Origin of the sequence: Pseudomonas sp. 10B238 (genome assembly GCF_000970615.1) — a bacterium.
Lineage (GTDB): Bacteria > Pseudomonadota > Gammaproteobacteria > Pseudomonadales > Pseudomonadaceae > Stutzerimonas.
In genome coordinates, this window is record NZ_KQ033927.1 from 288810 (window position 1) to 309042 (window position 20233).

Annotated in this window: 14 protein-coding genes; 6 read left to right on the forward strand and 8 right to left on the reverse strand. The window is 59.7% G+C overall.

The genetic code is table 11. From position 1 onward, the window contains the following. Nucleotides 1-40: 40 nt before the first annotated feature. The 4 genes from fdhE (at nt 41) to glgB (ending at nt 9090) form a co-directional block, all read left to right on the forward strand. On the forward strand, nt 41-934 hold the full coding sequence (gene fdhE, locus RT21_RS01255; RefSeq protein ID WP_046161265.1) for a formate dehydrogenase accessory protein FdhE: 894 nt from the start codon (nt 41-43) through the stop codon (nt 932-934). Between the two features lie 460 nt (nt 935-1394). Then, the gene (locus RT21_RS01260; RefSeq protein WP_046161266.1) at nt 1395-3407 is read left to right on the forward strand and encodes an alpha-1,4-glucan--maltose-1-phosphate maltosyltransferase; all 2013 of its coding nucleotides are present in this window, start codon (nt 1395-1397) and stop codon (nt 3405-3407) included. Nucleotides 3408-3553: 146 nt separating this feature from the next. After that, nucleotides 3554-6877: a maltose alpha-D-glucosyltransferase gene (gene treS / locus RT21_RS01265; protein ID WP_046161267.1), complete on the forward strand. Its 3324-nt coding sequence runs from the start codon at nt 3554-3556 to the stop codon at nt 6875-6877. Beyond that, a complete protein-coding gene (gene glgB / locus RT21_RS01270) occupies nt 6874-9090 on the forward strand; it encodes a 1,4-alpha-glucan branching protein GlgB (RefSeq protein WP_046161268.1) in 2217 nt (738 codons plus the stop codon). The genes treS and glgB overlap by 4 nt, the downstream gene beginning before the upstream one ends. Nucleotides 9091-9208: 118 nt before the next feature. Here glgB and RT21_RS01275 read toward each other — a convergent pair whose 3' ends face one another. The 6 genes from RT21_RS01275 to RT21_RS01300 all read right to left on the reverse strand — a co-directional run bounded on the left by RT21_RS01275 (nt 9209) and on the right by RT21_RS01300 (nt 15675). Continuing rightward, nucleotides 9209-10228: a lysylphosphatidylglycerol synthase domain-containing protein gene (locus tag RT21_RS01275; RefSeq protein WP_046161269.1), complete on the reverse strand. Its 1020-nt coding sequence runs from the start codon at nt 10226-10228 to the stop codon at nt 9209-9211. Continuing rightward, nucleotides 10225-11460, reverse strand: coding sequence for a cardiolipin synthase ClsB (gene clsB, locus RT21_RS01280; protein ID WP_046161270.1), 1236 nt, complete (start codon nt 11458-11460; stop codon nt 10225-10227). Before clsB ends, RT21_RS01275 begins: the two co-directional genes overlap by 4 nt. Beyond that, on the reverse strand, nt 11457-12260 hold the full coding sequence (locus tag RT21_RS01285; RefSeq protein ID WP_046161271.1) for an endonuclease/exonuclease/phosphatase family protein: 804 nt from the start codon (nt 12258-12260) through the stop codon (nt 11457-11459). The genes clsB and RT21_RS01285 overlap by 4 nt, the downstream gene beginning before the upstream one ends. Beyond that, nucleotides 12257-13174, reverse strand: coding sequence for a DUF72 domain-containing protein (locus RT21_RS01290; protein WP_046161272.1), 918 nt, complete (start codon nt 13172-13174; stop codon nt 12257-12259). The genes RT21_RS01285 and RT21_RS01290 overlap by 4 nt, the downstream gene beginning before the upstream one ends. A gap of 16 nt (nt 13175-13190) precedes the next feature. Then, nucleotides 13191-14456, reverse strand: a complete 1266-nt coding sequence (locus RT21_RS01295) for a zinc-dependent alcohol dehydrogenase (RefSeq protein ID WP_046161273.1) — start codon at nt 14454-14456, stop codon at nt 13191-13193. 298 nt (nt 14457-14754) lie between these two features. Further along, on the reverse strand, nt 14755-15675 hold the full coding sequence (locus RT21_RS01300; protein WP_046161274.1) for a LysR family transcriptional regulator: 921 nt from the start codon (nt 15673-15675) through the stop codon (nt 14755-14757). Between the two features lie 104 nt (nt 15676-15779). Here RT21_RS01300 and RT21_RS01305 point away from each other — a divergent pair, with 104 nt between their 5' ends. Next, nucleotides 15780-16607 (forward strand): DODA-type extradiol aromatic ring-opening family dioxygenase, encoded by an 828-nt coding sequence (locus RT21_RS01305; protein ID WP_046161275.1) that lies wholly within the window; start codon nt 15780-15782, stop codon nt 16605-16607. A gap of 30 nt (nt 16608-16637) precedes the next feature. Further along, the gene (locus RT21_RS01310; protein ID WP_046161276.1) at nt 16638-16931 is read left to right on the forward strand and encodes a DUF2218 domain-containing protein; all 294 of its coding nucleotides are present in this window, start codon (nt 16638-16640) and stop codon (nt 16929-16931) included. A 3-nt stretch (nt 16932-16934) separates the two neighbouring features. Here RT21_RS01310 and RT21_RS01315 read toward each other — a convergent pair whose 3' ends face one another. Together RT21_RS01315 and glgX are read right to left on the reverse strand one after the other, a co-directional pair. Next, nucleotides 16935-17786 carry a M23 family metallopeptidase gene (locus RT21_RS01315; protein WP_046161277.1) on the reverse strand — a complete coding sequence of 284 codons (852 nt, stop codon included), beginning with the start codon at nt 17784-17786 and terminating at the stop codon, nt 16935-16937. 238 nt (nt 17787-18024) lie between these two features. Then, the gene (gene glgX, locus RT21_RS01320) at nt 18025-20175 is read right to left on the reverse strand and encodes a glycogen debranching protein GlgX (RefSeq protein WP_045427383.1); all 2151 of its coding nucleotides are present in this window, start codon (nt 20173-20175) and stop codon (nt 18025-18027) included. Nucleotides 20176-20233: the final 58 nt, after the last annotated feature.

Consider the following 20233-nt stretch of genomic DNA (forward strand, 5'->3'; position numbering starts at 1 on the left):
TGCAGTGAACCACTCTTATGGAAGTGCGCCTTCGGGGATCATGGAGGCGCCAAATGTGGTGTTGCCGAATGCCAAGGTGTTTAGCAAACGCGCTACGCGGTTACGGGAGCTTGTCCTGCAGGTTCCACCGCTGGATGAGTTTCTTGCCTTCATGGCGCGACTGGTACAAGCCCAGCACCAGGTGCTCAACGAAAGCGACCCGTCCTGGCGGCCGGCTGAGGATGCATTCGATCAGGCGCTTAAACATGGCCTGCCGCCGCTTGGTTTTCAGGCCTTGAAACGTGACGTGCCTTGGCAGGATGACCTTCTGTCGATGCTCGATGCCATGGAGCTTCATGTGGGCGAGGCTCAGCGGCCCCTGCTCAGGACGTTGAGGGAGCTGTCTCAGGAGCAGTTGGATACGCTGGCCGACGATGTCCTTGAGGCTCGTCCCGGCGATGAAACAACCCGACCGCTGCTGCCATTGGTTGCCGCTGCCCTGCAGATCAGTTGGATGAGGCTGGCGATAGCCCTGCCTCGACCGCCTGATAAGCCCGAGGGGGAAGCCAAGGGGCTATGCCCTTGCTGCGGTTCGCCACCGGTCGCCAGTGTCATCCACAACGAGCGCCATCGTGCTGGCGTGCGCTATCTGCATTGCTCTCTGTGCGCCACCGAGTGGCATCTGGAGCGGCTCAAGTGCAGCGTTTGCGACAGCGGCGCAAAGCTGCTGTACCTCACGCTGGATGACGAGCAGGGCAAACCGGCGATGCCGGTCCAGGCGGAATCTTGCGGCGAGTGTCGTAGCTATCTGAAGGTCATGCTGCGTGAAGAACACGGACGCGCCGAACCCGTGGCGGATGACCTGGCAAGCCTTGCGCTCGACATCTTGCTGGCCGAACAGGGCGAATATGGCCGTAGCGGTTACAACCCGTTGTTGATCGCGGGTGGGGACTAGCGCACCAGGCTATGGCTCAAGCATGAACAAGCCTGGTGACGATCGGTGATCTTCGCGTGGTTTCGGATCGCCAGCAAGCTGGCTCCTACAAGTAGGGGCTTGGCTTTAGCTTGGCTCTCTATGTTCGCCACAGTACGCTTTTGTAGGAGCCACCTTGGTGGCGATCAGCGGTGTTCGCGTCGTGTTTGATCGTCAACAAGCTGGCTCATACAGGAGCGGGCTGCCTCCCCGCCAAATCATCCGTCTCGTATTTGGCCTAAAACAAGCGCAACGCCGGCTGTGGCAAGCGGTAGCGGCCTTTAAGCTGAACTTTTCACGCCTCCTTTGGTTCGGAAAGAACAGAGCCCGAGAAAGCCCGCATGACGGGTTTTCCATCGGTACAACCAGCCACGCTCGATTGCCAGTCCCGAGCGGGGTAGGTTTGCCGTTTCGCTGCAATTTCGCCTAGGAGCCCCGTTCAATGACCGATGCAAAGCCCCATCCGGTGATTCACCCTCGACTTGAACAGGCATTGCAGATGCCGCGCATTGCCATTGAATCGACCCAGCCCGTACTGGAAGGCGGACGATTTGCGGCAAAGGCAACCATCGGCCACCCGATCAATGTCACGAGCAAGATCTTTGCCGATGGGCACGATCAGCTAGCCGCATCGATCTGCTGGCGGACCAAGGATGAAACCACCTGGCGCCGGGCACGGCTCAAGTTGATCGGCAATGACAGCTGGGAAGGGCAGTTCACCCCGACGCAAGTCGCTTCGCACGAGTTCATGATCGAAGCTTGGTGGGATATTTACGAGACCTACCGCTACGAGCTGTCAAAGAAGCACAACGCTGGGGTCCCGGTTCAGCTTGAACTCGAAGAAGGTCGTCTGCTGCTTGAGCGCGCCAGCCAGCGTGCCCAAGGCGAGACCAAAGCCATCATCGATGACCTGCTGCATCGGTTGAGCATGGCGCACCTGGACGATGAACGTGTCTCGGTGATGCTGGCCAGTGAAACGGCTGCCGCGATGGCTGACGCAGACCCCCGCGAGCATTGCAGCCAGAGTGAGGTGTTCCCGATTGAGGTCGAGCGCCCAATTGCGCTGTTTGCCAGCTGGTACGAGCTGTTCCCGCGCTCTGAAACCGATGACCCTAACCGTCACGGTACTTTCCGTGACGTGCATAAGCGTTTGCCATCGATCCGGGACATGGGCTTCGACGTCCTGTATTTCACGCCGATTCACCCAATTGGCCGACAGCATCGCAAAGGGCCGAACAACACGTTGCACGCTGGCCCGAATGATCCTGGCAGCCCGTATGCCATCGGTAGCGAAGCCGGTGGGCACGATGCAGTTCATCCCGATCTCGGCACGCTCGATGACTTCCGCGACCTGGTAGCTGCCGCACGGGAGCACGGTTTGGAGATCGCCCTCGACTTCGCCATCCAGTGCTCTCAGGACCACCCATGGCTCAATGAGCATCCGGGCTGGTTCTCCTGGCGGCCGGACGGGACCATCCGTTATGCAGAAAACCCGCCGAAGAAATACCAGGACATCGTCAACGTCGATTTCTACGCCGAAGACGCCATGCCCGGCCTGTGGATCGCTCTGCGTGATGTGGTCTGGCATTGGGTCGAGCAGGGCGTAAAGATCTTCCGCGTCGACAACCCACATACCAAGCCGCTGCCATTCTGGGAGTGGATGATCGCCGACATCCGCGAGCGCGATCCAGACGTGATGTTTCTCTCCGAGGCCTTCACCAAGCCGGCCATGATGGCGCGCCTGGGCAAGGTCGGCTTCAACCAGAGCTACACCTACTTCACCTGGCGCAACAACAAGGCAGAGCTGAGCGAGTACTTGACTGAGCTGAACGAGCATCCGCTGCGTGATTGCTATCGGCCGAATTTCTTCGTCAACACGCCGGACATCAATCCGTTCTTCCTGCATGACTCCGGGCGAGCGGGATTTCTCATCCGCGCGGCGCTGGCAACCATGGGTTCCGGCCTGTGGGGCATGTACTCGGGCTTCGAACTGTGCGAGTCCGCGGCAATCCCCGGCAAGGAGGAGTACCTGGATTCCGAGAAGTACCAGATACGGGTCCGGGATTATCACGCACCGGGCAACATTGTCGCGGAGATCGCTCAGCTCAATCGCATCCGTCGGCAAAACCCGGCCCTGCAGACCCACCTGGGTTTCAAAGCGTACACCGCTTACAACGACAACATCTTGTTCTTCGGCAAACGCACGCCGGATCGCACGAACTTCATTCTCGTAGCAATCAGCCTCGATCCGCATAACGCTCAGGAAGCGCATTTCGAGCTTCCGCTATGGGAGATGGGCCTGCCGGACCATGCCGAAACCCGAGGCGAAGACCTTATGAACGGGCATCGCTGGACTTGGTACGGCAAGACTCAATGGATGCGAATCGAGCCTTGGCAACAGCCATTCGGCATTTGGCGTATCAGTTCAGACGACATGGATCCTGACTTAAAGTGATGTCTAAAGAAGGTCATAAAAACGATATATATCAGTTGTTTATAGGCTATTAATTATCCAGTTTATAAATCGACTGGCTTACTTTTCCGCCTCGGCTGGCCAGGCATATGGGCCAGTCATGGGGGCAGATGAAAGGGAACAAGACCATGGCGAGAGCGCGTAAACCTGCTGCCTTTATCAAGGATCCCCTTTGGTATAAGGATGCGGTGGTCTACCAGGTCCACCTGAAATCCTTCTTCGATTCGAACAATGACGGTGTCGGTGATTTTCAAGGCTTGATCGACAAGCTCGATTACATCGCTGACCTGGGCGTAAACACCATCTGGCTCTTGCCGTTCTATCCGTCGCCGCGCCGGGACGATGGCTACGACATTGCCGAATACCGCGGCGTGCATCCGGACTACGGCACCATGGCTGACGCCAGGCGCTTTATCGCCGAAGCGCACAAGCGTGGCCTGCGGGTCATCACCGAGCTGGTCATCAACCATACCTCCGACCAGCATCCGTGGTTCCAGCGCGCGCGCAAGGCGAAGAAGGGCTCTGCCGCTCGCGACTTCTACGTCTGGTCCGATACCGACGATAAGTACGACGGAACACGGATCATCTTTCTCGATACCGAAACCTCGAACTGGACGTGGGACCCGGTTGCCCAGCAGTACTTCTGGCACCGGTTCTATTCTCACCAGCCTGACCTCAACTTCGACAATCCGCAGGTGATGAAGGCAGTGCTCAGCGTGATGCGCTACTGGCTGGACCTAGGGATCGACGGTCTGCGCCTGGATGCCATTCCCTATCTGGTCGAGCGCGACGGCACCAACAACGAGAACCTGCCGGAGACCCACGTTGTACTGAAGCAGATCCGCGCCGAGATCGACGCCAATTACCCCGACCGCATGCTGTTGGCGGAGGCCAATCAATGGCCTGAAGACACACAGTTGTACTTCGGTGGCGAAGATGGCGGCCTGGGCGACGAGTGCCATATGGCGTTCCACTTCCCACTGATGCCGCGCATGTACATGGCGCTGGCGCAGGAAGACCGCTTCCCGATCACCGACATCCTCAGGCAGACGCCGGACATTCCGGAAAACTGTCAGTGGGCGATTTTCCTGCGCAACCATGACGAGTTGACGCTGGAAATGGTGACCGACAAGGAGCGCGACTACCTCTGGAATTATTACGCCTCGGACAAGCGCGCACGGATCAACCTCGGCATCCGTCGTCGCCTGGCGCCGCTGCTTGAGCGGGATCGCCGCCGAATCGAATTGCTAAACAGTTTGCTGCTGTCGATGCCCGGCACGCCGGTGATCTATTACGGTGACGAGATCGGCATGGGAGACAACATTTTTCTCGGTGACCGGGATGGTGTACGCACGCCGATGCAGTGGTCGGTAGACCGTAATGGGGGCTTCTCCCGAGCCGACCCGCCAAGCCTGGTGCTACCACCGATCATGGATCCGCTGTATGGCTACCAGGCGATCAACGTCGAGGCTCAGCAGCGTGATCCGCATTCGCTGCTCAACTGGACGCGTCGTCTGCTGTCGATCCGCAAGCAATTCAAGGCATTCGGTCGTGGCACCCTCAAGATGCTTGCGCCGAGCAACCGACGGATTCTTGCGTACATCCGCGAGTTCACGACGGCAACTGGCGAGACGGAAGTGATTTTTTGCGTCGCCAACGTGTCGCGCTCTGCACAAGCTGCAGAGTTGGAACTGTCGCATTACGCCGGAATGGTGCCGGTGGAGATGGTCGGCGGTAGCGCCTTTCCGCCGATTGGCCAACTTCCGTATCTGCTGACCTTGCCACCTTACGGCTTCTACTGGTTCCAGCTGGCAACCAGTCACCAGATGCCCAGCTGGCACCAGGAACCGGTGGAAACCATGCCTGACTTTCAAACGCTGGTGCTCAAGCGCCTGGATACGCTTACTGCTTCCAATAAAAGGATTCTGGAAACCGAGTCCCTACCCGCGTATCTGCCGAAGCGGCGCTGGTTCGCCAGCAAGGATGCGACGATCAATTCGATCAAGATCTGCTACAGCGTGCCATTTGGCGACCCACAACGTCCGGTATTGCTGAGTGAGATCGCAGTCGAGGCGGGTGGACGTACGGATTTTTACCAGTTACCGCTGGGCTTCCTGGACGAAGGTGATTTCGACATCGCACTGCCACAGCAGTTGGCCATGGCACGTGTTCGCCGCGGCCCGCAGGTAGGCCTGCTGACAGATGCTTTCGCGCTCAAGCAGTTTGTGCTTGGGGTCCTTCAAGGGCTACGCGAAGAGCAAGTGCTGCCATGCGGCGACGGCGAGATACGTTTCCAGCCGATGGCGCAGCTTGCCGATATCGACCTGCCTGCTGAGGCTGAGGTGCGTTATCTCACCGCTGAGCAGTCCAACAGCTCGGCGATTGTCGGTGGCAGCATGATGATCAAGGTGCTGCGTCGCGTCTCGGCAGGGATGCACCCTGAACTGGAGATGGGCAGCTTCCTGACCGAACAGGGTTTCACTCATATCTCCGCCATGTTGGGTCAGGTGAGCCGCTTCGACAAGAATGGCGAGCAATATGCCCTGATGGTCGTGCAGCGCTTCCTCGACAACCAGGGCGATGCCTGGGAATGGACGCTGCACACACTCGATCGGGCGGTGCGCGACCAGATTGCAGGTGGCGTCTCTCTGCATGAAAACCAGTTCAGTGCGTTGGAGGAGCTGGAGGCCTTCAACCGCTTGCTTGGACAGCGTCTCGGTGAGATGCACATGACCTTGGCGGTGCAGACCGATAACCAGGCTTTTGCCGCCGAGCCGACAAAGCCTGCGGATGCCAAGGATTGGACGCAGCTGATATCCGGGCAGGTCGAGCATGCGCTTGATCTGTTGCAATCCCGCCGTGGCGATCTGGACCGCAAGGCCACCGCGCTGGTCGACCAGCTGCTTGGTCAACGTAAACAGCTGGTCGCAGAGGTCAAGCGGCTGGCCGATCGTACCCTTGGTGGGCTGCGCACCCGCGTCCACGGTGACCTACACCTTGGGCAGATACTGGTTGCGCAAGGCGATGCCTATTTCATCGACTTCGAAGGCGAGCCGGCGCGCTCGCTCGAAGAGCGGCGCAGCAAGCTGAGCCCGTTCAAAGATGTCGCCGGAGTGTTGCGCTCTTTCGAATACGCCACCGCCATGACCCTGCGCAACGCTCAATCCAGCGACAGCTCAGAGGCGGCCGATCAGGCACGACGCAATATTTCCGATACCTATCAGCAAAGCGCACGTGCGGTATTCCTCGAAGCCTACCGTGAAGCGACCGCCGAGTTGCCTCACGCCTGGAAAGACGCCGCTGGGGCCGATGCGGCGCTGGCCCTGTTCAGCCTGGAAAAGACCGCGTATGAAGTGGCCTATGAGGCAGAGAACCGCCCGGCTTGGCTGTCTGTCCCGCTTCAGGGGCTGGCGGCGCTGGCACAACAGATTTCCGATGGAGGTTCCCAATGATTGATCGTCCGGCCGTGACAATGCCCGGTGAAAACCTGCTGCCAACCGATGCCGATGTCGATGCGCTGGTGCGCGCCGAACATGGCAATCCGTTTTCTATTCTTGGCCCACATCCCGACGGCGATGGCCTGGTCGTGCGGGCTTATCTGCCCAATGCATTGGGCGTCGAGGTGCTCGAGCGCAGTGGCGGGCGGGTACTGGCAGCAATGGAGCAGGGTCAGGTACCCGGCTTCTTTTTCACCCGGCTGACCAATCAACAGCCGTACCTACTGAAGATTCGCTGGGCAGGTGGCGAACAGATTACTGAGGACCCCTTCAGCTTTGGTCCCCAACTCGGCGAAATGGACATGTATCTGTTCTCCGAGGGTAACCATCGTCAGGTCGGTCGCGTGTTCGGTGCTCAGCCCATGGAAGTCGAGGGCGTACAGGGCGTCCGCTTCGCGGTATGGGCGCCCAATGCCCGGCGCGTTTCGGTGGTCGGCAGCTTTAACGGCTGGGACGGGCGTCGGCATCCGATGCGCCTGCGCTTTCCGTCCGGCGTCTGGGAAATTTTCATCCCGCGTCTGCAGCCTGGAGAATCCTACAAATACGAGATCCTCGGGCCAAACGGCATTCTGCCGTTAAAGGCTGATCCGATTGCGCTGGCCACCGAGCTCCCACCGGGCACCGCATCGGTGATTTCGCACCCGCTCGAGTACGAGTGGAAAGACGAGGCCTGGCTGCAGCAGCGGGCAGCGCAACAATCGGTAAAAGCCCCGATGAGCATTTACGAGCTGCACGCAGGCTCGTGGCGCCGCGACGGCGGCGATGATGGACGCCTGTATGACTGGCATGAGCTGGCCGAGCGGCTGATTCCCTATGTGGTCGACCTGGGCTTCACCCATATCGAACTGATGCCCATCATGGAGCATCCTTTCGGCGGCTCCTGGGGTTATCAGCTGCTGTCGCAGTTCGCACCCAGTGCGCGTTACGGGAATGCACACGATTTCGCAGCCTTTATCGATGCTTGTCACACAGCCGGTATCGGCGTGATTCTCGACTGGGTCCCGGCACACTTCCCGACAGATGCTCACGGCTTGGGCGAGTTCGATGGCACTGCGCTGTACGAGTACGCACACCCGTTCGAGGGGTTCCACCAGGACTGGGATACCTACATCTATAACCTGGGGCGTACCGAAGTGCATGGCTTCATGCTCGCTTCGGCGCTGCACTGGCTGCGGGAATTCCACGTCGACGCACTGCGCGTAGATGCGGTGGCCTCGATGCTCTATCGAGACTACTCCCGTAAAGAAGGCGAGTGGATTCCCAACCGTCATGGCGGTCGAGAGAACCTCGAAGCCATCGACTTTCTACGTCACCTGAACGACGTTGTGGCTACTGAGACTCCCGGTGCGCTGGTCATCGCGGAAGAGTCCACAGCGTTCCCAGGCGTCAGCAAGCCGACGTCCGAGAACGGTTTGGGCTTTGCTTACAAGTGGAACATGGGTTGGATGCACGACACCCTGCAGTACATTCAAGAAGATCCGATCAACCGGCAGTACCATCATGACAAGCTGACCTTCGGCATGGTGTACGCCTATTCTGAGCACTTCGTGCTGCCGATCTCGCACGACGAAGTGGTGCATGGCAAAGGTTCTTTGATCGAGAAAATGCCGGGGGACCGTTGGCAGAAGTTTGCCAATCTTCGTGCCTACCTCTCGTTCATGTGGACCCATCCGGGCAAGAAGTTGCTGTTCATGGGCTGCGAGTTCGGCCAGTGGCGCGAATGGAACCATGACCGCGAGCTTGATTGGCATTTGCTGGATGAGCCAGACCACCGCGGCGCGCAGAATCTTGTGCGCGATCTAAACCGTCTGTATAGCCACGAGCCTGCGCTGCATGAGCTCGATGCAGACCCGGCCGGCTTCCAGTGGCTGATTGGCGACGACCGTGCCAACAGCGTGTTTGCCTGGCTGCGCAAAAGCTCCACGGGCCATCCGCTGCTGGTGGTGGGTAACTTTACGCCCGTGGTGCGGGAGAACTATCGGGTCGGGGTGCCTGAAGACAGCCGCTGGGTTGAAATCTTCAACAGCGATGCCGAGTGCTACGGCGGTTCCAACGTGGGCAATGGCGGCGGCATGCTCCCCGAGCAGATTCCGGCGCACGGCCAGGACGTTTCGCTGGCGTTGACGCTGCCTCCGCTCGGCGTGGTCATCCTTCGACCCCAGGGGTAACTGACCTGGCAGACGGCGCCTGACATGCAGGCGCTGACACAATAAAGCCGGAGCGATCGCTCCGGCTTTATTGTGTCTGGTGCTTGTGCGGGTTCCCCGGCTAGAAGAGCACAACCTATCAGGCGGCGGTGGGTGGGTGCTCCTCTTGCGCATCGTCATTGGGAAGCGCCTGGTTATTGGAGCGCAGCTTCTTGGCCCGTATCTCCAAGATCACGTAGACAACCGTGGCGAATAGCAACGGGATGAGGAAGTACACCACCCGGTAGCCAATCAACCCCGCCACGATGCTGGCCTGGCTCAGCTCGCCACCGCCCAGCATCGTCACGAATACCGCTTCGATCACACCCAGACCCGCCGGGATGTGGGCAATCACGCCGGCGACGCTGCTGATCATCAGGATGCCTAGCACAACGGGGTAGGGGGCCTGCTGCAACAGCATGAAGTAGACCACCAGCGCCATTAGCGCCCAGTTGCTCGCGCCGAGCAGCATCTGGAAGACCGCGAGGCGCAGGCTCGGCAGATAGATTTCGTGCTTGCGGATCGTCCAGTGGCGGCGTTTGGAAAAGCCGCAGGCCCAGAGGTAGATCGCTGAGGCCAGCAGCAGCCCGGCGCCGAGTACACGCAATGCGGTACGTCCGATCTCCCAATCGGCAGGCGGCGTGATCCAGCCCAAGGCGAAGATCAGGCCGGCCAACCAGAGGTAACCAAGCCAGTTGGTGAGCACGCTCATGGTGAACACTCGGGTGATCTGCGAGGTGCGCAGGCCAAACCGAGAATAGAGCCGATAGCGCAGTGCGATACCGCCCACCCAGGCGCTCAGGTTGAGGTTGAAGGCGTAGCAGACGAAGGTCACCGGGACGATTTGCCGGATCGGCAGGTCGTGCTGCGCATAGCGTTTGCCGAGTACGTCGAAACAGCAATACACCGCATAACTCACTGCGGTGGCTGCGCCAGCCAGCCACAGGGTTCGGGCGCTGTAATTGCGCAGCGTTTGGTAGACCTCGCTCCAGTTGACGTTGCGCGCCAGCCCGATCAATAGCCCGGCGACAAGAATGAAGAAGCAGTAGGTCAGGATCTTCTTGATCAGCGGCCAGCGTCGGCGCCACCCACTCTGCGACTGCTGCTGGCGCTCGGTCATTGGTGGTCTCGCTGCAAGGGGGCAGGGCTGGGCTCAAGCGGTTCCGGATCGAGCAACTGCAACCTTGGTTTATGGGCCGGCAACAGGCCCACCCACTGAGGGAAGTGGCGCAGGAAGTGGAAGATGATGAAGGCCAGCGGCGCGCGCCACCAGTAGCCGCGGATGATGCGTTCCAACGGAATGCGGCGGCAGTCGTGTTGCAACAGCCGGTCGAGATTCTCATGCAGTTGGCGATTGAATGTGTGATCGCGAATGATCAGGTTCGCCTCAAGATTGAGCGACAGGCTTAGCGGATCAAGGTTGCTCGAGCCCACCGTGGACCATTCGTAGTCGGCCAGTGCGACCTTGCCATGCAGTGGCCGGCGGCAATATTCGTGGATCTCCACACCATCGCTCATCAGGTAGTTGTAGAGCATCCGCGCGCCGAATTTGGCGATCGGCATATCCGGCTCGCCCTGCAGAATCAGTCGGACCCGAACGCCACGCCGTGCCGCGTTGCGAATCTCCCGCAGCACTCGGTAACCCGGGAAGAAATAGGCGTTGGCAATCAGCAAGCGCGAGCGGGCGTCGCGGATGGCCTGCAGGTAATGCTGCTCGATATCGTTGCGATGGTCGTTGTTGTCACGGGTAACGAACAGCGCACGCGCTTCGCCCCGGCTGACCCCGACAAAACCGTTGCTTTGCGTTCGCATTCGCCGGTGCCACCAGCGGCGGCCCGATTGGGCAGGATCGATAGCGCTCAGTGCGAAGCGGTGGATGTCATGCACCACTGGGCCTTCGACCCGCATCGCGTAGTCCTGCTTTGCAGCAGGGCCAAAATCGCCCAGGTGATCTGCAGAGAAATTGATGCCGCCAATGAACGCAAACTCGCCGTCTATCACGACAATCTTGCGGTGCATGCGTCGGAACACATTGATCCGCTTGCCGAGCAGCCGTTTGCCAGGATCGAAGACATGGATACGCACGCCGGCGCGCGCCATCGCCGCAGCGAAATCACCGTCCAGATCAGCCGAGCCATAACCGTCCACCGTGACGTTGACGCTGACCCCGCGTTCGGCTGCGGCAATCAGCGTCTGTTGCAGCTCCTGTCCCACCTTGTCCTTGAAGAAAATGAAGGTTTCCAGCAGGACTTCCTTTTCCGCGGCCGCAATGGCCTCGAACACGGCGGGAAAGAATTCCTCACCGTTTTCCAGCAACTGAAGACGATTCCCGTCTCTCCAGTGAAAATTCATAGGTGTATCTCCACCGCCAAGGGCAGATGATCGGACAAGTGTGTCCAAGGTTTGTTGCTGAGTATTCTCGCTTTGTGGCTCGTGGCATTTCGCACATAGATGCGGTCCAGGCGCAGCACTGGCCAGCGTGCCGGGAATGTCTTGGCCACCTTGCCCTGGGCCACCGCGAATACCTCGTGCATGCCCGCGCAGCGATCAAGCACCTGCGCACCCTTGAGTCGCCAGTCGTTGAAGTCCCCGGCGACAACCACCGGCGCATCCGATGGCAGCGAGTCGAGCAGGTCGCAGAGGAGGCGCAGTTGCTGCTGACGATGGGCTTCGCGCAGGCCCAGGTGCACGCAAATCGCGTGAAACTCCTTATGTCCCGGCACCTGCAACACGCTGTGCAAAAGGCCGCGACGTTCCGGTCCGGCAATGGAAATGTCGAGGTTCTCGTAGCGCGTGATCGGGAATTTCGACAGCAGGGCGTTGCCGTGGTCCCCGTCGGGGTAGACGGCATTGCGACCATAGGCGAAATCGGTCCAGATGCTGTCGGCCAGAAACTCGTACTGCGACATCTTGGGCCAGTCGTGAAAGCGTAACGCGTGTTTTTCATGCGTGCCGAGCACTTCCTGCAAGAACACGACATCGGCCGATACCGCCCTGACTGCCTCGCGCAACTCCGGCAGGATGAAACGCCGATTGAGGGCGGTGAAGCCCTTGTGGGTGTTCACGGTCAGCAGGCGGACCGTGTTGACCGCGGTGGACATGTGCGCGTCGAGATCGCTGCTGTCGAGGGGATGGTTCTTGTCCAGATTCACGCCAATGCTCCTTCCAACTGGCCTGGAGTGGTTTCCAGGTCTTTATCCAGTCCGAGCCGGCGCAACAACTGTCGCGCGTCATACGGCGCCCGGACCTTTACATCGTTATCGAAATAGCAGTAGACGGCGCGCCGCTTGCGGGCCGGTGGTTTGCCGGAGCTGATCAGGTGAGCGTCGTCAGGCTGGCTGCCGTTGCTCCAGAGGGTGATGCGCTGGGCCCAGTTATCCAGCGCCTCATCGGTGTAGCCGCTGGTATAAAGCTCTTCCGCTCCGTGGAGGCGGATATAGACGAAATCGCTCGTTAGGTCCTCTCGATAGGGCCACTTGTCGGCCGTATCGGCTACGACCAGTGCAACCTTGTACTTGCGCAGCAACGTCACAAACGCCGGATCGACAAAGCTGTCGTTACGTATTTCGACCGCATGTCGAAGGGGACGTTTGCGATCGATCTGCAGATAGCTACGTCCCTCCATGCGCGCTTCACACCCTTTCGCCATCTCCAGTGCCGCTTCGGTGTCATGCGGCAGTAAGGCGAGGAAGGTTTCGAAACGCTCGGGATCGAATTTGAACGACGGCGGGAATTGCCAGAGCATCGGGCCGAGCTTGTCTTTGAGCGCAAGGACACCGGAAGCGAGAAAGTTGGCGATGGGCTTCTCCACGTCCCGAAGGCGCAGCACATGGGTGATGTAGCGGGGCGCCTTGACGCTGAAAACGAAGCCCTCGGGTGTCTCGTCATACCAGCCAGCATAGAGCTCGGGCTTTTGCAGCGAGTAGAACGAGCCATTGATCTCGATGCTGCTTACGGCTCGCGAGGCGAACTTCAGCTCGTGCTTCTGCACGAGCCCCTTGGGGTAGAAGTCGCCTCGCCAGGGTGCGTAGCGCCAGCCGGAAATGCCTATATGGATGGCTGCCATCGCTTGCTCCTGTGGCCTAACGGGGGTTCTGCATGCTGGTTGGATCGCTGGCCGGGAAGGTTTCGGCGACGGCCTCGTCGACCCGATTTTCTTCCGAGCCGTCAACCTCCGAGCCCTCGCGTTGGGGCTTGAGCTCGACCTTGATCCAGCCACCCTCGCGACGATCAAATGCCTCGAATGCCGCTATGACGTCGGTCATCGGCTTGACCTGCGTAAGAATCTTGGTCGGGTCGATGCGCCGCGCCTGGATCATTTCGATGAGCCGCGGGATGTACTTGCGGTGGTGGCAGTTACCCATGTTCATGGTGATGTTCTTGTTCATCGCCATGCCGATGGGAAAGGTCGTCGCATCTGGCGGATAAACCCCAATGATCGACAAGGTGCCGGCCTTCGCCAAACTCTGCACGCTCCATTCGAGCGCCTGCGACGGGGCATCGCCCGGTTGCCATTTGGCGTTCTGATCAAGGTTCGCGCCGTCAGCAGGTTTGCCACCGCAGCAACCGTGTTCCGCATCGACGCCTACGGCATCGATCACGCGGTCGACGCCAATCCCACCGGTCAAACGCTTGAGCGTTTCGATTGGGTCTTCGCGATTGAAATCGATGATCTCGGCGCCCTGACCTTGGGCCATGCGCAGACGGTCGTCGTACTGGTCGATGGCAAAGACGCGCCCGGCGCCCAGCAGTTTGGCGCTGGCGATGGCGAATTGACCCACCGGACCGCAGCCGAACACCGCTACCGTGTCACCGGACTCGATCTCGGCCATCTCGGCGCCGAAATAGCCGGTCGGGAAGATGTCCGAGAGCAGAATTGCCTGATCATCACTGATTTCCGGAGGCAGCTTCACCAGGCCGATATTGGCAAAGGGAATGCGCGCCTTTTCGGCTTGCAGTCCGTGGAACGGACCGGTTGCCGCCGGACCGCCGAAGAACGAGGTGCCTGCTTCCTTGCCGTTGGGATTGGCCACGTCGCACTGGGCGAAATAGCCCGCACGGCAGTACGAGCAATTGCCGCACGCGATGGTCGAGGGGATCACCACGCGGTCGCCGATCTGCAGATTGCGAACGTCTTCACCGAGCTCTTCAACGATGCCGACCGCTTCATGGCCAAGAATGGTACCGGGCTTCATGCCGCTGAATGTACCGCGAACGAAGTGCAAATCCGTTCCGCAAATGGCAGAAGCGGTGATTCGGACAATGGCGTCGGTCGGGGCTTCGATCTTGGGGTCGGGTACGTCTTCGAGACGTATGTCGCCGACACCGTGATACACAACAGCTTTCATGGGCGTCTCCATAAACGGTCCCAATCGCGCCTGGCCGGGCTTCGATTGGGCTGAACGAATGATCAGTGACATCCTGTAGCTCAGCCGAGCTGGTACAGCTGGGCTGAAGAATCCTCGGGGATGCGCCAGCCTTTGCTGGCGGCGCGATCCGTGGCACGTTGCGTACGCAATCGGCTCCCTTCATTCGGACTGACGGTGGCTTGCCCGGTTCATCTTTTTTTCGGCTGCACGGCACCCGAGGCCGCTCGGTATCGAGCGCCTGTTCAGGTTTGGGAGGCGGGTTACAGCTTTGGCGAGGTCAACGGAGCGGGCGATTCCATGGAAGGTCGTCGGCAAAGGCTTCGACCAGGTAGTCGATCATGGCCCTCACTTTGGCTGGCGGGCGGCGCTCTGGTGGGTAGACGACATGGATCCCGCCAAGGCCGAGCGGTGGCTGATCGAGTTCAACGACTTCCAGCTGACCCCGGCCGAGGGCTGCGGCCACGATGAACTGCGGTTGGTAAATCAGCCCTTGGTCGCCGACGGCGGCAGCGACCAGCGCCGCGCCGTTGTTAGCCATCAAGTTGCCCTGAATCGGCACGCGGAATTCTCCTGCCGGACCAAATGCCCATTCTCGGCCGCCCAGCAGGTTCGACAGGCTGTACCCCAGGCAATTATGTTGAGACAGGTCGCTCACCCGTCTTGGCACTCCATGCTGGGCTAGGTAGCCGGGCGAGGCGCATACCAGCATCGGGCAATCCGCCAGGCGCCTGGCCTGTAGCGGGCTATCGGTGAGGCGGCCAATCCGCACCGCCATGTCCCAACTGCCATCAATCAGGTCGACCTGACTGTCGGTGAGCCCCAGTTCGACTTTGACCGCAGGATGTCGCTGACTGAAAGCAGGCATCAATGGCGCGATGAAGCGGGTGCCGAACGACAGTGGTACGTTCATGCGCAGCAGACCTGAAGCCTCGACCCGCTGTGAGGCTACGCTGGCCTCGGCTTCGTCGATTTCCGGCAGGATGCGCAGGCACGCCTCAAGGTAACTGCTTCCTGCGGCAGTCAGGCTTAGCCGTCGGGTGCTGCGGTGGAACAGCTTGACCCCAAGGCGTGCTTCCAACGCATCAACGTGTTTGGTTGCCATGGCCGGCGACAATCCCAGGTGGCGTGCAGCGGCGGAGAGGCTGCCAGCATTGGCCGCACGCGCAAACACCCGCATGCCGGTGATTCGGTCGAGCATTGCAGCTCCTACTCTCAGTTGAAACTGTTGACGTGGATTCCATTGTTCAGCTCAAAACGAGTGTAATCCATACTGTGCGTCCGCCCGCTCAGGATCTCGATGCCATGAACGAACACGCCAACAGGACGCCACCGGCTCGGATGCCAACGCTTTTCGTGCCGCACGGCGCCGGTCCGTGCTTCTTCATGGAGTGGAACCCGATCGATGCCTGGGACGCGATGGCTGCCTTCCTGAGGTCTGTCGCCGCAACGTTGCCGCGGCGCCCTCGCGCGATCATGCTGATCTCCGGGCATTGGATGGAGCCCAGGGCCATGGTTACCGCAAACGCACGGCCTGAACTCATCTACGACTACAACGGCTTTCCGGCGCACACCTACGCATTAGACTACCCGGCGCCAGGCGATCCGCCGCTGGCTGCACGTCTGGTCGAGTTGCTCGGCCAAGCTGGCATTCCGGCGGGCGAAGATGGTCTGCGCGGCTTCGACCACGGCACCTTCATTCCGCTGAAACTTATGTTTGCAGAGGCAGACGTGCCGGTGGTGCAGTTGTCGCTGCAGCGCGATCTAGATGCTGCAGCCCATATTGCCATTGGTCGCGCCATCGCTCCGTTGCGCGACGACGGCGTGCTAATCGTCGGCAGCGGTATGAGCTTCCATAACATGCGTGGCTATGGCGATCCGCGTTTTGCGCCGATTTCGGATGCCTTTGATCAATGGTTGAGCGACGCCGTCAGCGCACCGGCCGCGCGTCGCGAGGCGTTGCTCCAGCACTGGGAGCAGGCGCCTTCGGCGCGGCTCTGTCATCCGCCGCGCAGCGAAGAACATCTATTGCCGCTGATGGTGGCGGCCGGCGCTGCGGGCGACAGTGCCGGGCGCAGGATATTCACCGACCTCGTCATGCATACGACGCTGTCGGCCTATCGGTTTGGCTGATTCATCAGCCCATTTAGAAGAGGATTCATCATGCTCAGCTCCACCGTACAAATCCAGACATCCGATCCGAGTCGCCTGATCCGCCGTCTCTGCAAACATTGGAGCCACAAGTTCGAGGTGGACTTCGATGATCATCAGGGGCATATCGTGTTAGGCGCAACCCAATGCTGGTTGACGGCCGGAGATAACAGCCTGACGGCAAAATTGCAGACGCAGGACGAGGAGCTGTTGGCGCGAATGGAAACCGTAGTGGCCGATCATCTAGAGCGCATGTCGGCCGGCGAGACCTTCAGTTTCGCCTGGCAGCGTGCTGACGCACCGTAGCGATCAATTGTTACTGGCGAAATTCGGCAGCGTGCTGACTGGCTGCGAGAAACGGAAGGGGATCGACAACATCGAGTCGCCATAGGCTTTCTGCACGACAAAATGCAGGTGCGGGCCGGTGCTGCGGCCCGTATTGCCGGAGTGGCCAAGCAGGCTGCCGACCTTCACCTGTTGCCCTGGCTTGACCTTTACCGAACCGCGCTTCAGGTGCAGATACGCGCTATGCGTACCGTCGTCGTGCAGGATTCGCACATAGTTGCCCGCCGGGTTGGGCATCCGCCCGTGCTGTCCATCGCGCGCTTTCAATACCGTTCCCGCGCGCGCCGCAACGATTGGTGTGCCTTCCGGCATGGCTATATCGACGGCGTAGCGGCCCTTGGGTGAGGTGTGGCTGTAATCCCCGCCAGCGCCCTGGGAAATGGAGAACGGCCCGCCTTTCCAAGGCAGGGCATAGGCATAACCGCCAACAGAACCCTTCTTGCCTGGCTCCGGTGAGTAGATCAACGAATAGCTGAACGACTGCTGGTACATCAGTGGATAGCCGGCTTGGCGTTTGCGAAGCGTGGCAACGCGCATGCGGGTCCGTGCGGGAACCGTCTTGCGAACCACGCCTTTGCCAACGCCGGTGACATTGACCATGTGCGTCAGGCGCAACACGACTTCGACGGGAACGTCCGTATCGTTGCGCACGTCCATCGCTTTGCCTGACCCGATCCGGTTGACGAATAGCTTCACTGTGCCGGGCTTGGCGGCGGGGAGCGTCGCGTTGCTGATGGTCCCGCCGGCAAGCGAGGGCAGGGTGGCGAGCGAGCACAAGGTTAGAAGGACGAAAGAGATCAGCCGAGTAAGTTGCATAAAAAGTGATCCGTCACGGAAGGGACACTCTGCCCGCGGCTGGCAGGAACAAATCCGTTGGGTTCATGAACACCGCGCTGTGGGTTGGGACTTGGGGCGCATTGCGGGGTTCAATACCGCACGTCGAGATCAAACGAACGGTTGAGTGATTACATCGATAGTGCTCTGTAGATATGAAAAAGCCCCGTTATCCGGGGCTTCTTCTACTTCGACTCAGCCAAAGGCTAGCGCTTTAGCTTCACTCTTCTTCTTTGATCAGCTCGAACAACAGCAGCGAACGGCCGGTCAGTGCGTATTCATTGTTGAAATCGAATCGCTCGGCGCGCGCGTTGGGGTTGTTTGTGTCGATCAGGCGATTCCAGTAGATGCCTTGCGGCACTTCCGGCAGGGTAAAGTTCACCACGTCATGATGGGCGTTGACGATTATCAGCAGGGTCGCGTCCGAACCGGTCTTGCGGATGCCGGTAGGCTGGGCACGGCCGTCCAGCAGCATGCCCATGCAGCGGTTGTTGCCATCCTCCCAGTGCTCGATTGTCATTTCTTCTGCGTGAGGTGCAATCCAGCTCACGTCCTTGACGCCCAGTTCTTCGTTGTAGGCGCCGACCAGAAAGCGTCCACGGCGCAGCATCGGGTAGCGTTGACGCAGGCGAATCAGTTTCCGGACGAAGGATTGCAGTGTTCGGCCTTCTTCCGGGATTTCCCAGTTGACCCAACCGATTTCGCTGTCCTGGCAATAAGCGTTGTTGTTGCCATGTTGTGTGCGAGCGAACTCGTCGCCGGCCACGATCATCGGGGTGCCCTGGGAGAACAGCAACGTCGCAAAGAAGTTGCGCATCTGACGGAAGCGCAGCTCGTGGATTTCCGGGTCGTCAGTCGGACCTTCGACGCCGTGGTTCCACGAGATGTTGTTGCTACTGCCATCGCGGTTGTCTTCGTCGTTGGCTTCGTTGTGTTTGTCGTCGTACGAAACCAGGTCGTTCAGGGTGAAGCCGTCATGCGCAGTGATGAAATTCACCGAGCTGAATGGGCGACGCCCCCGCTGGTTGAACAGATCGCCCGACCCCGTCAGACGAGCGGCGAAGTCCGGCAACTGGTCACCATCACCTTTCCAGAAGGCACGAACGGTGTCGCGATACTGGTCATTCCATTCGGCCCAACCCGGCGGGAAGCCGCCGACCTGATAGCCACCAGGGCCACAATCCCAAGGCTCTGCAATGAGTTTGGTCTTGGCCAGGACCGGGTCCTGGCGGCACGCTACGAGGAAGCCGTGGCGCTCGTCATAGCCGTCATGTTCCCGACCCAAGATGGTTGCCAGGTCGAAGCGGAAGCCGTCGACATGCATTTCCTCAGCCCAGTAGCGCAGTGAGTCGGTAACCATCTGAACCACGCATGGGTGGCTCATGTCCAGGGTATTACCAGTGCCGGAATCATTGATGTAGTAGCGCTTCTCGTCGGGCATCAGGCGGTAGTAGGAGGCGTTGTCGATGCCGCGCATGGACAGGGTGGGACCCATCTCGTTGCCCTCGGCGGTGTGGTTGTAGACCACGTCGAGAATGACCTCCAGATCAGCGTTATGCAGGTGTGCGACCATTTCCTTGAATTCGCTGATCTTACCGCTTGCCAGGTACTTCGGATGAGGCGCGAAGAAGGCGATGCTGTTGTAGCCCCAGTAGTTGGTCATGCCCTTTTCGAGCAGGTGTTGGTCCTGGACGAATGCATGGATGGGCAGGAATTCCACCGAAGAGACGCCGAGCTTGCGGATGTAATCAATGACGTCCGGCGTCTTGAAACCGCCAAATGTCCCGCGCATGTCTTCGGGTACTGAAGGATGCTGCATGGTGAAACCGCGCACGTGGGTTTCATAAATGATTGTGCGGTCCCAAGGGACTTGAACCGGTCGGTCATGACCCCAGGTGAACGCCGGGTCGATGACTTTCGACTTCGGTACGAAGGGCGCGCTGTCGCGCTCGTCGTAGCTCAGGTCAGCATCGGCGTGGCCGATGGTGTAGCCAAAGAGTGCCTCGGACCATTTCAGCCCACCGACCAGCTGCTTGGCATAGGGGTCGATCAGCAGTTTGTTCGGGTTGAATCGGTGGCCGGCATCCGGCTCGTAAGGCCCATGCACACGGTAGCCGTAGATCTGCCCCGGATGAGCATCAGGTAGGTAACCGTGCCAGATCTCATCGGTGTATTCGGGCAGCTCGATTCGCTCGAGTTCGGTTTCACCATCGGTATCGAACAGACACAGCTCAACCCTTGTGGCATTCGCGGAAAAGATCGCGAAGTTAACCCCTAATCCGTCCCAGGTGGCGCCAAGCGGGAAGGGCTGTCCTTCGCGAATACGCGAAGGCACCAGAATTTGAGGCGCCGCAGGTTTGTTTCTACTCATGAAATCTCCGATGGCAACGCTAGGTAGGTGCTGTGCAAGGTGAAGAGTCGTCACAGCC